20 protein-coding genes and 1 pseudogene are annotated in these 19,627 nt (G+C 65.5%); 14 read left to right on the top strand and 7 right to left on the bottom strand.

The genetic code is table 11. The annotated features are described in order from the left end of the window. Positions 1 to 20: 20 nt before the first annotated feature. Entirely contained in the window at positions 21 to 1,820 is a 1,800-nt protein-coding gene (menD, locus tag QMG52_RS02935) for a 2-succinyl-5-enolpyruvyl-6-hydroxy-3-cyclohexene-1-carboxylic-acid synthase (RefSeq protein ID WP_502920435.1), read from the top strand. Between the two features lie 158 nt (positions 1,821 to 1,978). Here menD and QMG52_RS02930 read toward each other — a convergent pair whose 3' ends face one another. The 4 genes from QMG52_RS02930 to QMG52_RS02915 form a co-directional block, all read right to left on the bottom strand. Further along, a complete protein-coding gene (locus tag QMG52_RS02930) occupies positions 1,979 to 2,782 on the bottom strand; it encodes an amino acid ABC transporter ATP-binding protein (protein ID WP_283558941.1) in 804 nt (267 codons plus the stop codon). Beyond that, positions 2,779 to 3,750, bottom strand: a complete 972-nt coding sequence (locus tag QMG52_RS02925) for an amino acid ABC transporter permease (RefSeq protein ID WP_434615324.1) — start codon at positions 3,748 to 3,750, stop codon at positions 2,779 to 2,781. Before QMG52_RS02925 ends, QMG52_RS02930 begins: the two co-directional genes overlap by 4 nt. After that, positions 3,747 to 4,685: an ABC transporter substrate-binding protein gene (locus QMG52_RS02920; RefSeq protein ID WP_283558940.1), complete on the bottom strand. Its 939-nt coding sequence runs from the start codon at positions 4,683 to 4,685 to the stop codon at positions 3,747 to 3,749. Before QMG52_RS02920 ends, QMG52_RS02925 begins: the two co-directional genes overlap by 4 nt. 280 nt (positions 4,686 to 4,965) lie before the next feature. Further along, positions 4,966 to 6,393, bottom strand: a complete 1,428-nt coding sequence (locus QMG52_RS02915) for an isochorismate synthase (RefSeq protein ID WP_283558939.1) — start codon at positions 6,391 to 6,393, stop codon at positions 4,966 to 4,968. A gap of 98 nt (positions 6,394 to 6,491) precedes the next feature. On the opposite strand from QMG52_RS02915, the gene QMG52_RS02910 reads away from it, so the two are divergent. From QMG52_RS02910 to QMG52_RS02895, 4 genes are all read left to right on the top strand, one after another. Continuing rightward, complete coding sequence (locus QMG52_RS02910) at positions 6,492 to 7,253, top strand: demethylmenaquinone methyltransferase (protein WP_283558938.1); 762 nt, start codon at positions 6,492 to 6,494, stop codon at positions 7,251 to 7,253. After that, on the top strand, positions 7,250 to 8,524 hold the full coding sequence (locus QMG52_RS02905) for a geranylgeranyl reductase family protein (RefSeq protein ID WP_283558937.1): 1,275 nt from the start codon (positions 7,250 to 7,252) through the stop codon (positions 8,522 to 8,524). Before QMG52_RS02910 ends, QMG52_RS02905 begins: the two co-directional genes overlap by 4 nt. 79 nt (positions 8,525 to 8,603) lie before the next feature. Continuing rightward, positions 8,604 to 9,707 carry a polyprenyl synthetase family protein gene (locus QMG52_RS02900; protein WP_283558936.1) on the top strand — a complete coding sequence of 368 codons (1,104 nt, stop codon included), beginning with the start codon at positions 8,604 to 8,606 and terminating at the stop codon, positions 9,705 to 9,707. 36 nt (positions 9,708 to 9,743) lie between these two features. Beyond that, positions 9,744 to 10,025 carry a hypothetical protein gene (locus QMG52_RS02895; protein ID WP_283558935.1) on the top strand — a complete coding sequence of 94 codons (282 nt, stop codon included), beginning with the start codon at positions 9,744 to 9,746 and terminating at the stop codon, positions 10,023 to 10,025. Here the strand turns inward: QMG52_RS02895 and QMG52_RS02890 are convergent. Both QMG52_RS02890 and QMG52_RS02885 read right to left on the bottom strand, forming a co-directional pair. Next, positions 10,022 to 10,477, bottom strand: coding sequence for a hypothetical protein (locus tag QMG52_RS02890; protein WP_283558934.1), 456 nt, complete (start codon positions 10,475 to 10,477; stop codon positions 10,022 to 10,024). The two genes, QMG52_RS02895 and QMG52_RS02890, sit on opposite strands and share 4 nt — an antisense overlap. 38 nt (positions 10,478 to 10,515) lie before the next feature. Further along, entirely contained in the window at positions 10,516 to 11,157 is a 642-nt protein-coding gene (locus tag QMG52_RS02885) for a trimeric intracellular cation channel family protein (protein ID WP_283558933.1), read from the bottom strand. Between the two features lie 202 nt (positions 11,158 to 11,359). Between QMG52_RS02885 and QMG52_RS02880 the strand changes: the two are divergent. From QMG52_RS02880 to QMG52_RS02855, 6 genes and pseudogenes are all read left to right on the top strand, one after another. Next, positions 11,360 to 11,515 (top strand): annotated as a pseudogene (locus tag QMG52_RS02880) (ATP-binding cassette domain-containing protein); the annotation flags it as partial. 113 nt (positions 11,516 to 11,628) lie between these two features. Beyond that, complete coding sequence (locus QMG52_RS02875; RefSeq protein WP_502920441.1) at positions 11,629 to 12,348, top strand: sirohydrochlorin chelatase; 720 nt, start codon at positions 11,629 to 11,631, stop codon at positions 12,346 to 12,348. A 265-nt stretch (positions 12,349 to 12,613) separates the two neighbouring features. Next, complete coding sequence (locus QMG52_RS02870; RefSeq protein WP_283558931.1) at positions 12,614 to 14,359, top strand: nitrite/sulfite reductase; 1,746 nt, start codon at positions 12,614 to 12,616, stop codon at positions 14,357 to 14,359. Next, positions 14,356 to 15,093, top strand: coding sequence for a phosphoadenylyl-sulfate reductase (locus QMG52_RS02865; RefSeq protein ID WP_283558930.1), 738 nt, complete (start codon positions 14,356 to 14,358; stop codon positions 15,091 to 15,093). The genes QMG52_RS02870 and QMG52_RS02865 overlap by 4 nt, the downstream gene beginning before the upstream one ends. Continuing rightward, entirely contained in the window at positions 15,090 to 16,028 is a 939-nt protein-coding gene (gene cysD / locus QMG52_RS02860; RefSeq protein WP_283558929.1) for a sulfate adenylyltransferase subunit CysD, read from the top strand. The genes QMG52_RS02865 and cysD overlap by 4 nt, the downstream gene beginning before the upstream one ends. Continuing rightward, the gene (locus tag QMG52_RS02855) at positions 16,028 to 17,494 is read left to right on the top strand and encodes a sulfate adenylyltransferase subunit 1 (protein ID WP_283558928.1); all 1,467 of its coding nucleotides are present in this window, start codon (positions 16,028 to 16,030) and stop codon (positions 17,492 to 17,494) included. Before cysD ends, QMG52_RS02855 begins: the two co-directional genes overlap by 1 nt. A 20-nt stretch (positions 17,495 to 17,514) precedes the next feature. On the opposite strand, the gene QMG52_RS02850 is transcribed toward QMG52_RS02855, so the two are convergent. Next, positions 17,515 to 17,763 carry a hypothetical protein gene (locus tag QMG52_RS02850; RefSeq protein ID WP_283558927.1) on the bottom strand — a complete coding sequence of 83 codons (249 nt, stop codon included), beginning with the start codon at positions 17,761 to 17,763 and terminating at the stop codon, positions 17,515 to 17,517. A gap of 137 nt (positions 17,764 to 17,900) precedes the next feature. On the opposite strand from QMG52_RS02850, the gene QMG52_RS02845 reads away from it, so the two are divergent. From QMG52_RS02845 to QMG52_RS02835, 3 genes are all read left to right on the top strand, one after another. Next, positions 17,901 to 18,827: an ABC transporter substrate-binding protein gene (locus QMG52_RS02845; protein ID WP_283558926.1), complete on the top strand. Its 927-nt coding sequence runs from the start codon at positions 17,901 to 17,903 to the stop codon at positions 18,825 to 18,827. Between the two features lie 153 nt (positions 18,828 to 18,980). Next, the gene (locus QMG52_RS02840; protein WP_283558925.1) at positions 18,981 to 19,217 is read left to right on the top strand and encodes an AbrB/MazE/SpoVT family DNA-binding domain-containing protein; all 237 of its coding nucleotides are present in this window, start codon (positions 18,981 to 18,983) and stop codon (positions 19,215 to 19,217) included. Further along, positions 19,214 to 19,627, top strand: a complete 414-nt coding sequence (locus tag QMG52_RS02835; protein ID WP_283558924.1) for a type II toxin-antitoxin system VapC family toxin — start codon at positions 19,214 to 19,216, stop codon at positions 19,625 to 19,627. The genes QMG52_RS02840 and QMG52_RS02835 overlap by 4 nt, the downstream gene beginning before the upstream one ends.

Here is a 19,627-nt window from a genome sequence, read left to right as displayed (position 1 = left end):
TGCACAGTCGATGAGGTTAGATGGTGGGTGTGACTTTTCTTAGCTCGATGGATGCGGCTCGGCTTGCCGTACAGGCACTGATCACCGGAGGAGTGCGTCAGGTGGTGCTGGCTCCCGGGTCCCGCAGCGCGCCGATGTCCTACGCGCTGGCCGAGGCGGAAGCGGTGGGTCTGCTGCGTCTGCAGGTACGCATTGATGAGCGGGTAGCCGGATTCACTGCCTTGGGGCTGGCGCTTGGCAGCGGCGGACCGGCCGCGGTGCTGACCACCTCCGGGACCGCGGTGGGGAACCTCCTGCCGGCGGTCATGGAAGCCAACCATGCCGCAGTACCGCTGCTGGTGCTTTCGGCGGACCGCCCGGAGGAACTGCGCGGGACAGGCGCCAACCAAACGACGGTCCAGCTGGATATCTTCGGCGACCATGTACGCTTCGCTACCGACGTGGCCGCAGGGACGGACCCGACGACGGCCATCGGCACGGCGCTGAGCGCGGCCCAGGGAAGACTTCCCGGTACGCCTGCAGGGCCCGTACAGCTCAATCTGGCGTTCCGGGATCCGCTGACGCCGGCGCTGAACGGCAGCGGTTGGGAGCTGCCCGTGTATGAGGACTCTGTGGAGTCCAACACTGCGGACGCCGACACTAGGGAGGCCAACACCGCTGAGACCGATACTGCCGGGGCAGCGCAATCCGCCGAGCGAGTCGCAACAGCGCCGCAAACCGTCGAACCGGCTCCGGTGCGCACGGGGAACTCGCGGCGGAGTGTCGTCGTCGCCGGGCACGGGGCCGGTGCCTCCGCGGAGATCTTTGCCCGTAGCCTGGGACTTCCGCTGTTGGCAGAGCCGTCGTCGAACGCCCGCTATGGCCCGAACGCCATCGGCCCCTACCGGTTGCTGCTGGAGTATTTCGGGGCGGGTTCGCCGCAGCCGATCGAGCGGGTGGTGGTTTTCGGGCGCCCGACTCTGTCCCGGCCGGTGGCCGCGCTGCTGGCCCGGGCAGACCTGGAACGGGCCCTGTATCTGCCCCGCAAGGTTGCCTGGTTTGAGCCGGGACGTCGACCTGAGCTGGTGCTGACGGACTGGGACGAGCTCATCGCCTTTGCCGGCCATGGCCCTGCGGACTGGCTGGAATCCTGGCAGATAGCGGCTCTGGGGGCCGAGGCGGCTCTGGACGAGGTGTTGACGCAGCCGGGGCCGCTGACCGGGCTGCATCTGGCCCGCGCGGTCTGGGCACAGACCCGCGGAAACCTGATGCTGGGATCTTCCAATCCGGTCCGGGACGTGGATCTGGCCGGTCGACCCAAACCGCATCCCGTCCCGGGTCGGGACACGGTGCGGGTCTTCGCCAACCGCGGCCTGGCCGGAATTGACGGAACCGTCTCGACCGGTGGCGGAATTGCGCTGGCAGACGGTGCGTCGACGCGGGTTTTGCTGGGGGATCTGACTCTTTTGCACGATGCCGGCGGCCTGCTGCTGGGCACGGGCGAGCCGGAACCCGATCTGCAATTGGTGGTGCTCAACGACAGCGGGGGCGGGATCTTTACGACTCTGGAACACGGCATTCTGGCCGGTCGCCCGCGGTACGCCGCCGTCGTCGAGCGTCTCTTTGGCACGCCGCACTCGGTGGACCTTGCCGCCCTTGCGGCCGGTTATGGCGTTGTGCATCGGAGCGTTGGCACGACGGCGGAGCTCACCGCGGCGCTGGCCGAGCCGTTCCGCGGCCGCTCCGTGCTGGAGGTACCGGCCGGTCGGGAAGGGCTGCGGGCGCTGCACGAAAGGGTCCGGCAGGCCGTGGATCAAAGGGTCACCCGCGTCCTGCCTTAAACCGAAGTCGATGTCGCACTCCGAGCCCGTGTTGTTGACCAACATTGGGCGCGAAGTGCGACATCGACGGGGGCTGGATGGCCGCGGGGAGGGCGGTCCTGGTCAGCGGACGCGGCTTGGGCTAGCGGACGCGGCTTTGGTTAAGGACGCGGCTGGGGTTAAAGGACGCGGCTAAGGAATTCCCGGGTGCGGGCGTGCTGCGGGTTCGCCATGACCTCGCGTGGATCCCCACTTTCCACCACGACCCCAGCGTCCATGAACGTCAGTGTGTCCCCGACCTCGCGGGCGAAGCCGATTTCATGCGTGACGACGATCATGGTCATCCCCGACTGGGCCAGATCCTTCATCACGTTCAGGACGTCACCGACCAGCTCAGGGTCCAGCGCCGACGTCGGCTCATCAAAGAGCATGAGCTCCGGCTCCATCGCCAGCGCGCGGGCAATGGCGACACGCTGCTGCTGGCCACCGGAAAGCTGTGCGGGGTAGTAGTCGGCCTTTTCCGCCAGTCCCACACGGTCCAGCAGTTCCATGGCCTTGGCCCTGGCAGCCGCTTTGGATTGCCTTTTGACCTGCGTGGGGGCCTCGATGATATTCTGCAGCGCTGTTCGGTGCGGGAACAGGTTGAAACGCTGGAACACCATGCCGATTTCCCGGCGCTGGGCCGCGATGTCCTTGGCCGGCAGATGATGCAGCCTGCCATTGACGTCCCGGAAGCCGATCAGGTCGTCGCGTACGCGGATCCGCCCGGCGCTGATGGTTTCGAGCATATTGACGCAACGCAGCAGGGTTGATTTTCCGGAGCCGGAAGGCCCGATAATGACGGACACCTCCCCCTCCCGGACCGTCATGTCGATTCCGCGCAGGACATGGTGGGTGCCGAAAAACTTGTGGACGTCCTCGATCCGGACCAGCGGTTCGCCGGTCTTCACGGCAGCAACGGTTTCGTTCATTGGCGTGCTCATACGTGGCCACCTTCGTCCGCCGTTGTTGCCGGCGTGGTATGGGCTGCGGTAACGGCCTGGGTGGCCTTGACCGGAGCGGGAATCAGATTGTCCACGCCCTTGCCGTAGTGGCGTTCAATAAAGTACTGGCCCACCATCAGGACGCTGGTGATCACCAAGTACCAGATGGCGGCGACGATCAGCAGCGGGATCGGCAGGTAGCTGCGGTTGGCGATCCCGTTGGTGACGAACGTCAGGTCCAGGGTGAACGGCACAGCGAGCACCAGCGAAGTGGTCTTGAGCATGCCGATGGTTTCGTTGCCCGTGGGAGGCACGATGACGCGCATGGCCTGCGGCAGGATGATGCGCCACATGATCTTGGACTTGCGCATGCCCAGCGCTTCCGCCGCTTCCATCTGGCCCGTGTCCACGGACTTCAGGCCGGCCCGGAAGATTTCCGCCAGGTAGGCGGACTCATTCAGGCCCAGGCCGAGAACGGCGGCGATGAATGCGTTGATGACATCCTGGGTGCTGAAACTGAACAATTCGGGACCGAACGGCACGCCGAGAGCGATCTTGGGATACAGCACGGCGATCAGACCCCAGAACACCAGCTGGGTGTAGACCGGGGTGCCGCGGAAAAACCAGACCCAGACCCAGCTGACATAGCGGAACAGCGGGTTATCGGACTGCCGCATGAAGGCCAGTAAAATCGCCAGCACAATCGCGATCACCATGGACAGGACCGTCAGCAGCAGGGTCCAGCCGATGCCCTGGATCACCAGGACATCCAAGAGGTAGGTGCCGACGGTGTCCCAGCGGAAATTCTGATTGGTGACCAGGCTCTGCACCAGCAGTGCCGCAACGATGAAGATGATCACCGCACCGGCCCAGCGGCCCGGATGCCGGACCGGAACCGCGTCAATGAGCTCAGGCCGCGCCGGTGCCGCCTTATCCGACCGGGTGCCGCTGAGGGCAGGGCCGCTCAACTTCCCACCGCCGGGTTCACCTCAGACTTGGTGATGGCCCCCTTGGAGTTGTTCCAGGTATCCAGAATCTTCTTGTAGTCGCCGTCGTCAATCAGCTTGTTCATAACCTTGCCAATCAGATCGGCCAGCGCGGTGTCGCTCTTGAGCGTGATGATTCCCTGCGGCGCGGAATCGTAGACGTCGCCGAGCACCTCCAGCTTGTCTCCGGTCTGCGAGAGTGCGTAGCCGATGATGGGGGAGTCAGCCGACATCGCGTCGATGCTGCCGTTGACCAGGCGGGTGGTGACATCCGTTTGCGCCTTCAGCGTCACAATATTGATGGCGGCCTTGCCGTCGGCAACACATTTTGCGGAACGGCCGGAGACATCCGGGTCCTCCTCCACCGTTCCGGTCTGGACACCGATGGTCTTGCCGCAGACGTCATCGAGGGAGAATTTCTTCGGGTTGCCCTTCTGCACCGCCCAGAGCGTGCCGGCGTTGAAGTAGCTGACCATATTGACCGCCTGTAGTCGTTCTGCGTTGATCGTGAAGGAGGAAATCCCCAGATCGTACTTGGCGCCAAGGGCGGGAATGATACCGGTGAATTCGGCGGTCTGTACCTTCACTGGCATGCCCAGGGTGGCGCCGATGGCCTTGGCAAAATCGACGTCGTAGCCCTGTGGGGTCTGCCCGTCGGAGCCGCCGAGGAACTCGGCCGGGGCGTAGGACGTATCGGATCCGACGGTGATGGTTCCCTTGCTCTTGAGTGCGGCGGGAACGGCCGCGGCCAGCGCATCATCCTTCTGGACCGCGCCGGGGTCAAAGCTGGAGGAGCCGGAAGCCCCGGATTGTGCTCCGGCATTGTTCTGGGAGGCCGTGGTGCAGCCGGTCAGTGCCAAGGCAGCTACAGCGGCAACGGCCGTCATCCGGACCATCAGCTTGGAGGAGAGTGGCATCTTGTTACCCTTTGTGTCAGGAGGAAATACGAGGTCTAGGTATTACAGTGTATAACCGCGATGAGATGTGCATCACAGACAACATCATTTCACTATTCGACAACTTTATCCGGCCGCGCGCAAGGGGCCTCCGTGAAGCAAAGTCTGGAATCCCGGAATCGCCGCCAATGAGGTCGCACAGCAGCACTACATCAGACACCGTTGGTCAAACACCGCTGGTCAAGCCACACGGAATCAAACAGCCCGGACGGCACAAGGCGGCAGCCCCCGGTGCAGCCGCTTAAGTCCGCAGACCGAGTGCCTGCAGCATCGGACGGAACTTTGCCCATGTTTCGGCCAGCTCAGCGGCCGGATCGGAGGCTGCCACGATCCCGGCGCCCGCATACAGCCGGACCGTCGTCGGATCTTCCAGCACCGCACCGCGCAGAGCGATGCCCCATTCACCGTTTCCTGCCCCGTCAAGCCATCCCACCGGGCCCGCGTACGGTCCGCGGTCCAGCTGCTCCAGTTCCAGGATCAACGCCCCGGCCTTGCTGCGCGGCGTGCCGCAGACGGCCGCCGTGGGGTGGAGCGCCTCCACCAGCGCCAGTGACGTGGGCAGATGCCCGTCGGCGTCGGCCAGGACAGCTTCGACGTCGGAGGCCAGATGCCAGACATTGGGCAGTTCCAGGATGAACGGCTCCGGCGGGACGGAAAGGTCGACGGCGAACGGGGCCAGTTGACGGGTCAACGAATGAACCGCGAAATCGTGTTCCTGACGCTGTTTTACCGAGCCGGCCAACACCTCCCGGGCAAAGCCTTCGCCGTCCTCCGGCGCCCCTTCGCGGTCCAGTGTCCCGGCCAGTACCCGCGCCAGCGCCGTGGTCCCTTCTACCTTGATCAGCATCTCGGGCGTGGACCCCACCACACCCTCGACGCCATAGGTCCAGCATTCGCTGTACTGCTGCGCCAGGGTCTGCAGCAGCCCCGCCCGGGAGACGGGCCCGTCCAGCCGGGCAACGATGTCGCGGGCCAGCACGATTTTTTCCAGGTGCTCGGATTCGATGGCGCGCACTCCTGCCGCCACGGAATCCATCCACTCCTGCTCGGTGAGCGACCCCGGTGCAAGTTCCGCCCTCGGCTGCGCCGGGATGTCCTTCCTCGTGCCGGTCCGAGCCGCACCTGCTGCGTCGCCGCCCGGAGCCCCACCCACCGCGTCGTCCGCGCCCGGTGCGGCGGCCAGACGGGCAAGTTCCGCGTGCGCGCCCTCCGCCGTGAGGGAGCCGCCGTCCAAGCACAGCTCGGTCAGCCAAGCCCGGCCGCCCCTGAAGCCGACGACGATCCGGGGCACAATGAGCCGCGACTTGTAATCGGACGTTTTGGAAAACGCGAACGTTCCGAAAGCAATCGGGCCGGTACCGGGTAGCCGGACGCCGTCGTCGACCGCCGCGCCCGCCAGCAGCTCTTTCCACCAGGACTCCGCGGCGGAAAAGCGCTCCGGGCCGGTCCCGGTAAACCGGGCAATCTCACCGAAACCCACCAGCCCCTCACAGCGGCAGACCCAGCACAAGGCGGCGTCGGCACGGAGAAAATTCAGCAGTGCGCCCGGGCGTGCCGCTCCATCCTGCCCGGGGGCCGAGTCGGCAGTTGCGGGCGATGGATCAAAAAAAGATGTATCCAGCGCGGATGTGTCCAACGGGACGGTGAGCGTTGTCAGGGGCGCAATCATGATGAATTAACACTACTCCGCGGTAGCAGGTGCGCCGACGGGGTGGAGCGGCATGGCCGGAGTGCACGGATGCAGCCAATCTTTGACAGAATGGACAGGTGAACCGTGCATCGTTGGAGAAGCGTCCGGATGAAGTAGCCGCAATGTTTGATGATGTTGCGCCCAAATACGACGTCGTGAATGATGTCCTGTCCTTGGGGCAGACCCGCCGTTGGCGTCGGATCGTGGTGGACGCGGTGGGGGCAAAGCCTGGTCAGCGGGTCCTGGACGTGGCCGCCGGAACCGGCACCTCCAGTGAGCCGTACGCGGATGCCGGCATCAGCGTGGTGGCTTGTGATTTCTCCGTTGGGATGCTCAAGGTCGGCAAGCGCCGGCGCCCGGACATCGATTTCATCGCCGGGGACGCAACCAATCTGCCGTTTGCGGACAATTCGTTTGACGCCACGACCATCTCCTTCGGGCTGCGCAATGTCACCGCCCCGCACAAGGCACTGGAGGAAATGCTGCGCGTGACCAAGCCCGGCGGGAAGCTGGTGATAGCGGAGTTCTCCGCCCCCACCGTTGCCCTCTGGCGGACCATGTACACCGAATATCTGATGCGCGCGCTCCCGGCGATCGCGACCAAGGTTTCCTCCAACCCCGTCGCCTACGTCTATCTGGCGGAGTCCATCCGGGCCTGGCCGGACCAGGACCATCTCTCGCAGTGGATCCAGGACGCGGGCTGGACCGATCTGGCCTACCGCAACCTCAGCGGCGGTATCGTCGCCGTCCACCGGGCCATCAAACCGGGTCGCGAAGATAACGGACCCGTTGGGCCGGTGTCGCGCACGCACCGGCCGCGAAGGCCAGCCGCCAGATGAAGATCCTCATTGTCGGTGCCGGACCGGCCGGTTCCACCGCTGCTTATCACCTGGCCAGGGCCGGCCTGGACGTCACCGTGCTCGAAAAGACCGCGTTCCCGCGGGAGAAGGTTTGTGGTGACGGTCTGACGCCGCGGGCCGTGCGAGAGGTTGCGCTGTTGGGTCTGCCGCACGACGAGGCGCAGGGTTGGCGCCGGAACAAGGGCCTGCGGCTGATCGCCGGTGGCCGCACGGTGGAGGTTCCGTGGCCGGAACTGAGCGATTTTCCGCAATACGGCCTGATCCGCACCAGGTTGGGATTCGACGAAGCCCTGTCCCGGCACGCTCAGGCTGCGGGCGCCGTCGTCCTTGAACGCCACAGCGTCACGGCCGCCCGCAGGGATGCCGGCGGGCGAGTGGTTGGTGTCACCGCTGCGCTGCTCGATGATACCGGCCGCAAAACCGGCGCAAGCAAGGATTTTGAAGCCGACGTGGTGCTGGCGGCGGACGGCAATTCCACCCGGACGGCCGTCTCGGCGGGGATGCACAAACGCGACGACCGCCCGCTCGGGGTGGCGGTTCGCACCTATTTCACCAGTCCGCGGCACAACGACGACTGGATGGAGGGCTGGCTGGAATTGCCGGACAAGGCGGGGAATCCGCTTCCCGGCTATGGCTGGGTCTTCGGCGTCGGCGACGGCACATCCAATGTGGGCCTGGGCATTCTGAATTCCTCCCGTGAATTCGGCAGGCTCGACTACAAACAGGTGCTGCGCGACTGGACCGCCGGCATGCCGGATGAATGGGGCTTTCATCCGGACAACCAGGTGGGCGAAATCCGCGGAGCGGCGCTCCCGATGGGCTTTAACCGGACTCCGCATTATTCACCGGGCATGCTGCTGCTTGGTGACGCCGGTGGAATGGTCAGTCCTTTCAACGGCGAAGGAATTTCCTATGCCATGGAGTCCGCGCGCTATGCGGCCGAATTCATTCAACGGGCTGCCGGGGCCAATTCCGTGCTGGCCCGCGACCATGCGCTCGCCGGCTACAGCGGGTATATCCGCGGACAATGGGGAAGCCACTTTACGCTCGGAAGGGCCTTTGCGCAGCTGATCGGCAAACCCCGGATCATGAAGCTCGCGCTGCTCAGCGGCATGCCCATCCCCGTGCTGATGCGCTTTGTGGTGCGGATGCTGGCAAACCTGACAGACAGCGGCGGCAAGGGCTTTGAGGATAGAGTGATTCATTTGCTGGAAATGCTGGTTCCGGCCACCAATAACCAGACAGCATGACCATCAGTATTAAGCCAGGCGGCCGGCTTATTGGCCCGGAAATACAACTCCGCCTCTTTACGAAAGTTAGTGTTAAGCCGTGACTACTTCCGCAGACTCCGGCTGGACCCACGCCGGACATGGCCGTCCCGAATCCGCAGAGCCGGCTCCAACGACCATGGCCATTGCCACTGGCCTTCAATTGCCCAAGGGGTTCGCCGAGATTGCAGCGGATCCGGACCTTGGCCCGGCGATTTCACTGTCGCTGGCCAAGGTGGAGAAGCAGCTTCGCGAAGCCATCGCCAACTCGGATCCGCTGGCGGATGCCACGAGCAGGCACCTGGTGGAAGCCGGCGGGAAACGCATCCGCCCGCTGCTGACGTTGCTGGCGTCCCAGCTCGGGGACCCCAGCCGCCCCGAGGTGATCCAGGCCGCCGTCGTCGTGGAGCTCACACACTTGGCCACGCTCTATCACGACGACGTCATGGATTCGGCGCCGTTTCGCCGCGGCGCGCCGACTGCCCATGAAGTGTGGGGAAACACAGTTGCCATTCTGACCGGTGACCTGATCTTTGCGCGGGCCTCCATCCTGGTCTCCGAGCTGGGCGCAAAGGCGCTGGGGATCCAAGCCCGGACCTTCGAGCGGCTCTGTCTGGGCCAGCTGCATGAGACCGTCGGCCCGCGTCCGGATCAGGACCCGGTGGATCATTATCTGTCGGTTATTGCGGACAAAACCGGTTCCCTGGTCGCCGCGTCCGGGCAGCTGGGGGCGATCTTTGCCGGCGTCGAGGAACCGATCCAGCGGGTGCTGGTCGAGTACGGCGAGAAGGTGGGCGTTGCCTTCCAGCTGGCCGACGACGTCATAGACGTCACGGGGTTGAAGCAGGTTTCCGGAAAGTCGCCAGGGACCGATCTGCGTGAGGGCGTGGCCACGCTGCCGGTCCTGCTGCTGCGCAAGGCCGCTGCTGCCGGCGATGAGTCCGCAGCCGGCGTGCTCGCACTGGTCGAGGGAGATCTGAGCGGCGACGATGCTCTGGCCGAGGCGGTGGCAGCGCTGCGGGAGCACGCCGTCACGGCGGAGTCCTGGGCGATTGCCCGGCAATGGGCGGAGGAGGCAGTGGCGTCGCTGGCTCCGGTTCCTGAGGGTGTGGTGAAATCCGCGCTGAGCGGGTTCGCCCGGGCCGTCGTTGACCGGGCGGTCTAAGCTTGGGCCAAGGCCTGCCCCAGCGCGGACCCACTGATGGTACGGGCACTGCGGTCCAACGGCTACATCACCTGTGTTTCGGCTGCTCCGAACTATCACTTGTGGCGTCTTCACGAGCATCCCGAACTGCACCTCGCATGCTCGAACGGCGGCTCAGGGGACGGTACTGTTGTGCATCCGGCCGTCGGGTTGCCGCGCAACGAGAAGCTTCCATTGGCGCCCCTGGCCGACGTCCTGCTGCACGCGGTTACCCGTCTCCCCAACTTTGAAGCTCTGTCCATGGCGCAATGTGCCACGGGCGGCCTGAACCTTCGTTAGTCCTCACCCCCGTCAGCCTCGTCGCCGTCAAGGTCGTCCTCATCAGAGAAGACCCACTCGAACATGTCGAAGACGAACTCGCTGAAGGTGCCGTCCTCGCTGGTCCAGCTCCCGTTGGCGTTATTGCGCCGCCAGACAATCGGATCGGGGACGGCCAACTGCTCGGCGCGGAAGCCCCAGGTGAACTCCTCGTCCTCATCCTCGAGAAACAGCAGGTAGCCGTCTTCCACCTCGAGTTCCTCCGGATCCCAGAAATAGTAATAGGCCTCCATCAGGTCCTCGCAGCCGCCCAGCGCATGCAGGAACTCGCGCAGCACCTGTGGGACGGTGACGTTGTGCCCGGCCAGCAGCTGGTCGAGTTCGGCCAGCGGGATGCCGTCCGCTTCCTGCCAGGGCTCCTCCAGATATTTGGGGACCAGGGCGCGGAAATTGTTCAGGAACATGTCGCTCATACTTAGGCTCCGAGTCGGTGGGGGATCTCCTGTCAATCCTAGCCGCGGGCGGCGTCCCTGCGGTGACAGCGTGCCGCCATCGGAGCGTGCCAGCCAAAGTGCCAGGCCAGAATGCGCAGGGCAAAAACGGCGACGGCGGCAGCAGTTCCGGTGACCAGGTTGAGCATTCCCGTGCTGAAGAGCACGGTTGTCAGCCCTGCGCCGACGAAGGCCGGAATCCCGTACAGGTCCTTCGAGTCGAATAGCTGCGGAACCTCGTTGGCAGTGATGTCGCGGAGTAGGCCACCGCCCACGGCTGTTGTCACGCCGAGCAGGATCGCGGCCACCGGATTGAGCCCGGCGTCGAGGGCCTTGAGCGCGCCGGTGACGCAGAACAGAGCCAGGCCGCCGGCGTCGAAAATGATCAGCAGCCTGCCGCCGAGCTCCACACGGCTGAACAACAGATGCACCAGCACGGCCGCCAGCACCGGGGGAACGAGATAGAGCGGCTGGGAGAAGGCGGCTGGCACGCCGGCATTGATGATGACGTCCCGGATCACGCCGCCGCCGAGCCCCACGAGAGACCCGAGCAGCAGCGACCCGACGATGTCAAAGCCCCTGCGCGCGGCCAACAGGCATCCGGAAACAGCGAAAAAGAATACCCCCAGCAGGTCCAGGGTCAATGCGACGTCGAAATTCATGGCTTGCATCTCGGTTCGATCCGGTCCGGGTGGTCGCTTATCAGGTTACGGCGTGCGCGGGCGTTCGCTCGATCCGCTCAGAGCGGTGGAACGTCGGGCCGGGGCGTGCGCCGGGATCACGACGCCCGGCCCGGAAACTGGCTAGGCTGGGCAGATGACTTCTGCGACAGCCGCTCCGCTGGTCCACAGCACAGACTTCCGGATGGACTTCGGCGAGCAGACGGTGATTCAGGACCTGTCCTTCGACGTGAGGGAGGGCGAAACCTTTGGCTTTTTGGGCAGCAACCGCTCGGGCAAAACGACGGCGATCCGGGCGCTGCTGGGCATCTACCGGCCCACCGCGGGGGCGCTGCACATTGGCGCCGGTGAAGCACGCCGGCGGCCGCGCCGGTGAGCGGGCTGGCGGAGGGATGCGGGGACGACCAGGTGGCACGGCAGGCGGAGCCGAACGAGGCCGCGCCGGGCCCGGTGATGATTGCCTGCGCGCACGGAACCCGCGATCCTGCCGGCCAGGCCTGCATTGACGCGGTCCGGGCGGAAATCGGGGCCCTGCGTCCGGAGCTGACGGTGCTGGAGGCGTACGTTGACGTTCAGGAACCGGCGTTGCCCGAAGTCGTCGCCGCGCTGCCCGCGGGGACGCGCGCCGTCGTCGTGCCGTTACTCCTGTCCGTGGGATTCCATGTGCGCGTGGACATCGCGCGAGCCGTTGCAGGAGATCCGGGCCTGACGGCGGCGCAGCCATTGGGGCCTGACCCGCGTCTGGCGCTGCTGCTGCACGAGCGGCTGCAGGAATTGAAGCCCGACGGCGTCCCGCAGGACGGGGGAGTCGCGCAGGGCTTGGGCGTCCCACAGGACTGGGGAGTCGTGCTGGCATCCGCGGGGTCCTCGGAACCGGCTGCGGCCGTTAGCGTGGGCGTCGTTGCCGCCGGGCTGCGGCACCTGCGGGGTAACCGCATCCTGGCCGGTTACGGTGCCGGAGCCCATCCCTCGGTGCCGGACGCGGTTGCACAGCTACGGGCCAAGGGCCATGAGCGTGTGGCCGTCGCCTCCTACCTGCTGGCGCCGGGGTTCTTCCACGACCAGCTGGCCGAAGCCGGTGCGGATCTGGTGAGTGCTCCGCTGCTGCCGGCGGGTGTCGGCACGATTGCCCGGATCGCGCTGGAAAGATTCGACCGCGCGGTGCGGCAGTAGCCGCAGCGCAGGGGCAGCATTGATCGTCCTACCGGCATCGTCCTACCGGCATCGTCCTACCCGGCATCGTCCAACCCGGCATCGTCCAACCCGGCATCGTCCAACCCGGCATCGTCTGACCGGGCTCCTCAGCCCGTGGGCGCCGTCGTAAGTTGACCGCGCGCCGTCGTCCGGAACATTGCGCCAACATGACGCCATGTTTCCGCGCGTGACCTAGCGTTTCGTTTTCCTTTGAGGCCGCCAGCTGCGCCTCTACGCTCGAACCATGACACAGACAGCTCTAGCCGGAACGGCCGCAGAGTCCGCCCCCTCGGAACGCCCCGTCCGTCCGGGCCGGCCAGCGGCCAAGCCGCACGGCCAATGGAAGGTGGACGGGACCGCGCCCCTGAACGCCAACGAGGTCTGGAAGCAGGAGGACGGGGGTTTGAGCTGCCGGGCGCGGATTGAAACCGTTTATGCCGAGCAGGGTTTTGACAGCATCAGCTCCGATGACCTGCACGGCCGGTTCCGCTGGTGGGGCCTGTACACCCAGCGCCGGCAGGGGATCGACGGCGGCAAGACCGCCACGCTGGAGCCGCACGAGCTCGAGGACCGGTACTTCATGCTGCGGGTACGGATCGACGGCGGGGCGCTGAGCACCGAACAGCTGCGCGTGATCGGCGGCATCTCCACCGATTTTGCCCGGGGCTCGGCCGATTTGACGGACCGGCAGAACATCCAGCTGCACTGGATCGAGATAGAGGACATGCCGGAAATCTGGCGCCGGCTCGAATCCGTGGGACTTTCCACCACCGAGGCATGCGGTGACGTTCCCCGCGTCATTCTCGGCAGTCCGGTCGCGGGGATCGCCAAGGACGAGATTATTGACCCGTCCGGGCTGATCCGTGAGCTCAGCGCACGCTTCATCGGAGACCCGGATTTTGCGAATCTGCCGCGCAAATACAAGACGGCCATCACCGGGCACCCCTCCCAAGACGTGGTCCACGAGATCAACGACTTTGCCCTGGTGGGCGTAGTGCATCCGGAGCTTGGACCCGGTTATGACCTGTGGGTCGGCGGCGCTCTTTCCACCAATCCGCGGCTGGCCGAGCGGCTGGGTGCCTTTGTTTCCCCGGAAACCGCGGCGGATGCCTGGGTGGGCGTGACCAGCATTTTCCGTGATTATGGTTACCGGCGGATGCGCAACAAGGCGCGTCTGAAATTCCTGCTGGCGGACTGGGGAACGGAAAAATTCCGGCAGATCCTGGAGGACGAATACCTTGGGTACAAGCTTCCCGATGGTCCGGCGGCGCCGAAGCCGACTTCCCCCGGGGATCACATCGGCATCCATGAGCAGAAGGACGGCAATTTCTTCGTCGGCGCCGCGCCTACCGTCGGGCGGCTGTCCGGGGAAACCATGACTGCGCTCGCGGATGTTCTGGAGGCACACGGTTCCTTCCGGCTGCGCACCACTCCGCACCAGAAACTGGTGATCCTCGACGTTCCCGGGGAGCGGGTGGAATCCCTGGTCACGGCGCTCGACTCGCTGGGCCTGAGCGCGCGGCCGTCGCTGTTCCGCCGTTCCACCATCGCGTGCACGGGCATCGAGTTCTGCAAGCTCGCCATCGTCAACACGAAGGACACGGCGGCGACGGCGATCGAAGAGCTGGAGAAGCGGCTGGCGGATCTGACCGACAGCGGCGAGCTGACGCAGCCCATCGCGCTGCACATCAATGGTTGCCCCAACTCCTGCGCGCGGATCCAGACCGCGGACATCGGTTTGAAAGGCATGATGCTGCCAACGCCCGACGGCGATCCCACGCCAGGCTTCCAGGTCCACTTGGGCGGCGGGCTGGCTGACGTGGGCCGGGCTGAGGCCGGGCTGGGCCGTACCATCCGTGGACTCAAGGTCACTGTGGCTCAGCTGCCGGACTACGTGGAACGCGTGGTGCGGGCGTACGTTGCCGGCCGTTCCGGGGAAGAGTCATTCGCGCAGTGGGCGCTGCAGGCCGACGAGGGAGTGCTGCAATGAGCGGGCCGGGTCGTCAAACGGCCCCTGGTCTGGCCCGTCGCGGTCACGCCGAGCTGAAGGCTTTGGCCGTATCGGGTGCTGCCGAGCTCGGCTGGGATGCCGCCGCCGAGGACGTCATCGCCTGGGTCGCGCGGAACTTCGCCGTCGGCGCCGTCGCCGTCGCCTGCTCCATGGCCGATGCGGTGCTGCCGGCTCTGGTCGCGGACCAGTTGCCGGACGTGGACGTGCTTTTCCTGGAAACCGGTTATCACTTCCCCGAGACCCATGCCACCCGCAACGAGGTGGCGGCAGGGCTGCGGGTCAATGTGGTGGATGTGCTGCCGGAACAGACCGTGGCCGAGCAGGACTCGCTGCTGGGCAAGGATCTTTTCGCCAGCGATCCCGGCCGGTGCTGTGCCCTGCGCAAGGTGGCGCCGCTGCGGAAATCGCTGTCCGGATACGAACTCTGGTTCACCGGCGTGCGCCGCGAAGAGGCTCCGACGCGGATCAACACACCACTGGTCAGCTGGGACGAAGCCAACGGACTCCTCAAGGTCAACCCGATCGCGTCCTGGACCTTCGACGCGGTGGTGCAGTATTCCGAGGACAATCTGCTCCCCGTCAACCCGTTGCTGAGCCAGGGCTATCCCTCGATCGGTTGCTTGCCCTGCACCCGGAAAGTCGTCCCCGGCGAAGACCCCCGTGCCGGCCGTTGGGCCGGAACCTCCAAGACAGAATGCGGGCTTCACGTATGAGTACACAGACCATCGACAGGATCCAGTCGCCAGTTTCCGCCTATCGGCTGACCTCGCTGGACGTGCTTGAATCCGAGGCGATCCATATCATCCGTGAGGTGGTGGCCGAGTTTGAGCGCCCGGCCCTGCTGTTCAGTGGCGGCAAGGACTCCGTGGTCATGCTGCACCTGGCCACGAAGGCCTTCTGGCCGGGCAGGGTGCCGTTCCCGGTGCTGCACGTGGACACCGGGCACAACTTCCCCGAGGTGATCGAATTCCGTGACCGCACGGTGGCCCGGCTCGGGCTCCGGCTCGTCGTTGGGCTGGTGCAGGACCACATCGACAGCGGCGAGCTGGCCGAGCGCGCGGACGGGACCCGCAACCCGCTGCAGACCGCGCCGCTGCTGGAAGCCATCAGGGTCAACAGGTTCGACGCCGTCTTCGGCGGCGGCCGCCGGGACGAGGATAAGGCGCGGGCCAAGGAACGCATTCTGAGCCTGCGCGACGAATTCGGCCAGTGGGATCCGCGCAATCAGCGTCCGGAACTGTGGAATCTGTACAACGGCCGGCACACCGCAGGGCAGCATGTCCGGGCGTTCCCGATCAGCAACTGGACCGAACTGGACATATGGCGCTACATCGAACGCGAAGGTATTGAGCTGCCCGGCCTGTACTACGCGCATGAACGCGAGGTGTATGCCCGCGACGGCATGTGGCGTGCCGTGGGTGACGTCTCGCTTCCCCGGGCAGACGAACCGGTCCTGATCAAAACGGTGCGTTACCGGACCGTCGGAGACATGTCCTGCACCGGCGCCGTCGAATCCGCCGCTGCGACGGTGGCGGACGTGGTCCGCGAAGTAGCAGCCTCCACCATTACCGAACGTGGTGCCACTCGGGCCGATGACCGCATCTCCGAGGCCGCCATGGAAGACCGCAAGAAGGACGGCTATTTCTAATGACCGCAATCACCGAACTTGGCGACCGATCCGAACTTGCCGAAAGCACCGACGATACCGGCCGCATTGACAGTTCCGGCGCTGTCCTAACGGATAATACGCTCTTCCGGTTTGCCACCGCCGGGTCCGTTGACGACGGCAAATCAACGCTCGTGGGCCGGCTGCTGCACGACAGCAAAGCCATCCTGGCCGACCAGCTGGAGTCGGTCACCCGCACCTCGGCGGAGCGCGGTTTCGGCGGCGGCGAGCCCGGCTCCTTGCCCGCAGGCCAGCAGATCGACCTGGCCTTGCTCACCGACGGGCTCCGGGCGGAACGCGAACAGGGTATCACCATCGACGTCGCCTACCGCTACTTCGCCACCGACCGGCGCAGCTTCATCCTGGCGGACTGCCCCGGGCACGTGCAGTACACCAAAAACACGGTGACCGGCGCGTCCACGGCGGACGCCGTCGTCGTCCTCATTGACGCGCGCAAGGGCGTGCTGGAGCAGACCCGGCGGCATCTTTGCGTGCTGCGGCTGCTACGGGTGCCGCACGTGGTGGTGGCCGTGAACAAGATTGATCTGGTCGGCTACAGCGCGGACGTCTTCACCGCTATCGCCGACGACGTCCGGAAAGTCAGCGCCGAGCTGGGGCTGGAGGACGTGCTGGTGGTGCCGGTTTCCGCGCTGGAGGGCGACAATGTGGTGGATCGCTCCGCGCACACCCCTTGGTACACCGGGCCCAGTCTGCTGGAGATCCTGCAAGCACTGCCGTCCACCGATGAGCTGGAGCGCGGGCAGGAGCCGTTCCGCTTCCCCGTGCAGACGGTGATTCGGCCGCAGGGCGCACTGGCGCCGGAGCTGGCGGCAGAGCTTGCGGAAACGGGCGACGGCGGCCAGAGCGCGTTTCGCGATTACCGCGCCTATGCCGGCCAGCTGGCCTCCGGGTCCGTCGCCGTGGGGGACCGCGTGACGGTGCTGCCCTCCGGGCGGCAAACGACCATCGTCGGCATTGATTTCGCCGGTTCGGAGCTGCAGCGCGCGGTGGCTCCACAGTCCGTCTCACTGCGACTGGCCGACGAGATAGACGTTGCCCGGGGCGATCTCATCGCGGCCGCGGGAACGTTCACCGCTCCGGCGCAGGACCTGTACGCGGAGCTCTGCTGGCTCTCGCCCAAGCCGCTGAGCGAAGGCGGCAGAGTCCTCGTCAAGCACGGCAGCCGAACCGTCCAGGCACTGGTCCGCGCCGTCACCGGGAAGCTGGATCTGGCCAACTTCCGCGAACAGCCGGCCTCCGGCCTGGAGCTCAACGACATTGGCAGCGTACAGATCCGGCTGGCTTCACCGCTGCCCACCGAGCCGTACGCCGCGCACCGGCGCACCGGTGCCTTTCTGGTCATCGACCCCGCGGACGGCAATACCCTGGCCGCCGGCCTGATCAAGGGCCATCCCGGCGACTCGGAGGCCGAGCGGTATGTGATCTGAGCCGGAGGGGAAGGTGGCCCTCACAGGAAATACGCTGATAGTTCATTCGAAGGCGGCACGCGGCGAGTGATTGCTGGCAGCGGCCCCAGGTCAGCGGCCGTCGTCGCGCCCAGCATGATGAACGCTCCGGCCAGCAGCCGTTCCTTGTGGTCCGGGGAGAAGGTCCGCAGCGTCAGGTCGAAGGTCGCATTAGCCGGGATGATGTTGCCCCGCGTTCCGGCCACCAGCTTGCCGAAAGAGCGCAGCTGCGGCAAAGTGAAGGGCGCCATGGCAACGTCATGTCATCGGCGGCCGTGGATGCAATCCATTTCGCGTCCCTGATATAGCATTTTGACAAATGTAGCGTGCTCCGCACACCCTGATTCCAGTTATGGCCACGCTTACCCAGCCGAGCCGGAGGTTCCCGATGACCGCAAAGTCGATATTTTCGCTCTCGACAGGCCTGCTCGCCGCGGCAGCCCTGGCGCTGACAGGCTGCACCAATGCGTCCCAGCAGGGCGCAGCAGCGTCCGCGTCGTCGTCGTCGTTTAATGTCTCCGCCATCCAAAAGGATGCGACTTTGGCCGCCGCGGTGCCGCAGGCCCTGCGGGACAAGGGCACTCTGGTGATGGGCTCCGACACCTCGTATGCCCCGGCGGAGTTCCTGGGCGGCACCGACGGCCAGACTCCCGTCGGCTACGACGTCGACCTGGCCAAGGCTATCGGCGCGCTGCTGGGACTCAAGATCGACGTCCAGAGTGCCGCGTTCACCAGCATCCTGCCCTCGCTGGGGCCCAAGTATGACCTGAGCGCGTCGTCGTTCTTCATCACCAATGAGCGCAAGCAAGCCGCGAACTTTGTCAGCTACCTCAGCGCCGGCACCCAGTGGGCCGTGCAGCAAGGCAACCCGAAGAAGTTCAGCCTGGACGACATCTGCGGCCGCAGCATCGCCGTGCAGACGGGCTCCTTCCAGGAGACCAAAGACCTGGCGGGCCGCAACGACAAGTGCGCCGCAGCCGGCAAGCCGGCCATCAAGATCGTGAGCCTGAAGAACCAGACGGATGTCACCACGCGCCTGGTCAACGGCAGCGTGGACGCCATGCCCGCCGGGTCCATCACCATCGCCTACGCGGTCACGCAGACCAAGGGCCAGCTCGAATCCTTTGGCGACGTCTACGAGGCCTCCCCGGTGGGTATTGCCGTGGCCAAGAACGACCTTCCCTTCACGGACGTGGTGGCCAAGGCGATGAATAAGCTGATCGAAAACGGCGACTACAAGAAGATCCTCGATGAGTGGGGCGTGGGCAGCGTGGCCATTACGAAGGCCGAGGTCAACCCGGACGTCCCGAAATAGGCGGGACACTAAAAGCGAAGAGTACGACGGCGGCAGGTGGCTTTCGTATGGAAGTCACCTGCCGCCGTCGTACTTCGGCAGGGCGGACCGCGCCGTCACTCCTCAGTTCCTGACTGCTATTCAAATTGGGAGTACGCTGGTAGCGTTTTCCCTATGGAAGCAACTCTGGATTCGGTGGGTCGCATCGTCGTTCCCAAGTCCTTACGCGATGCACTGGGACTCCGTCCGGGATCGGTGGTCGATATATCCCCTTATGGGAGCGGGTTGCAGATGATCCCCGCCGGGCGAACCGCACGACTAGTCGAGGAGTCGGGTGTGCTTGTAGCGGTGAGTACGACGGAGATCGATGACGACATTGTCTTCGGCCTCATTGACTCCGGCCGGCGTTGAACCCCGCGGTCGCGCTGGATACCAGCGTTGCAGTACCGCTGCTGTTGATGAGTCACCGAGCGCATGCTCTGGTCGCCCAGTGGTGGGGCGGGCGCGAACTTGCGCTCAGCGGCCACGCCTTGGTGGAGACTTACGCTGTGCTGACCCGCTTGCCTGGGGACGCCAGGCTCGCCCCTGGCGATGCCGCCAGACTATTAACCGAACGCTTCGCCGCGCCACTGCTTTTGAGTCCGACGGCTTCGAAACGCATACCGCAAACTCTTGCGGGACTTGGCATAACCGGTGGCGCGGCGTACGACGCGATTGTTGCCCTTGCTGCCGCCGAGCATGAGTACGTACTCGCAACCCGTGATGCACGAGCCAAGTCCACATACGACGCTGTCGGTGTTCAAGTGGAGATAGTCGCCTGA

It is taken from the genome of Paenarthrobacter sp. PH39-S1 (assembly GCF_030063245.1).
GTDB lineage: Bacteria > Actinomycetota > Actinomycetes > Actinomycetales > Micrococcaceae > Arthrobacter_M.
This window is presented reverse-complemented; position numbering and strand designations above follow the sequence as displayed.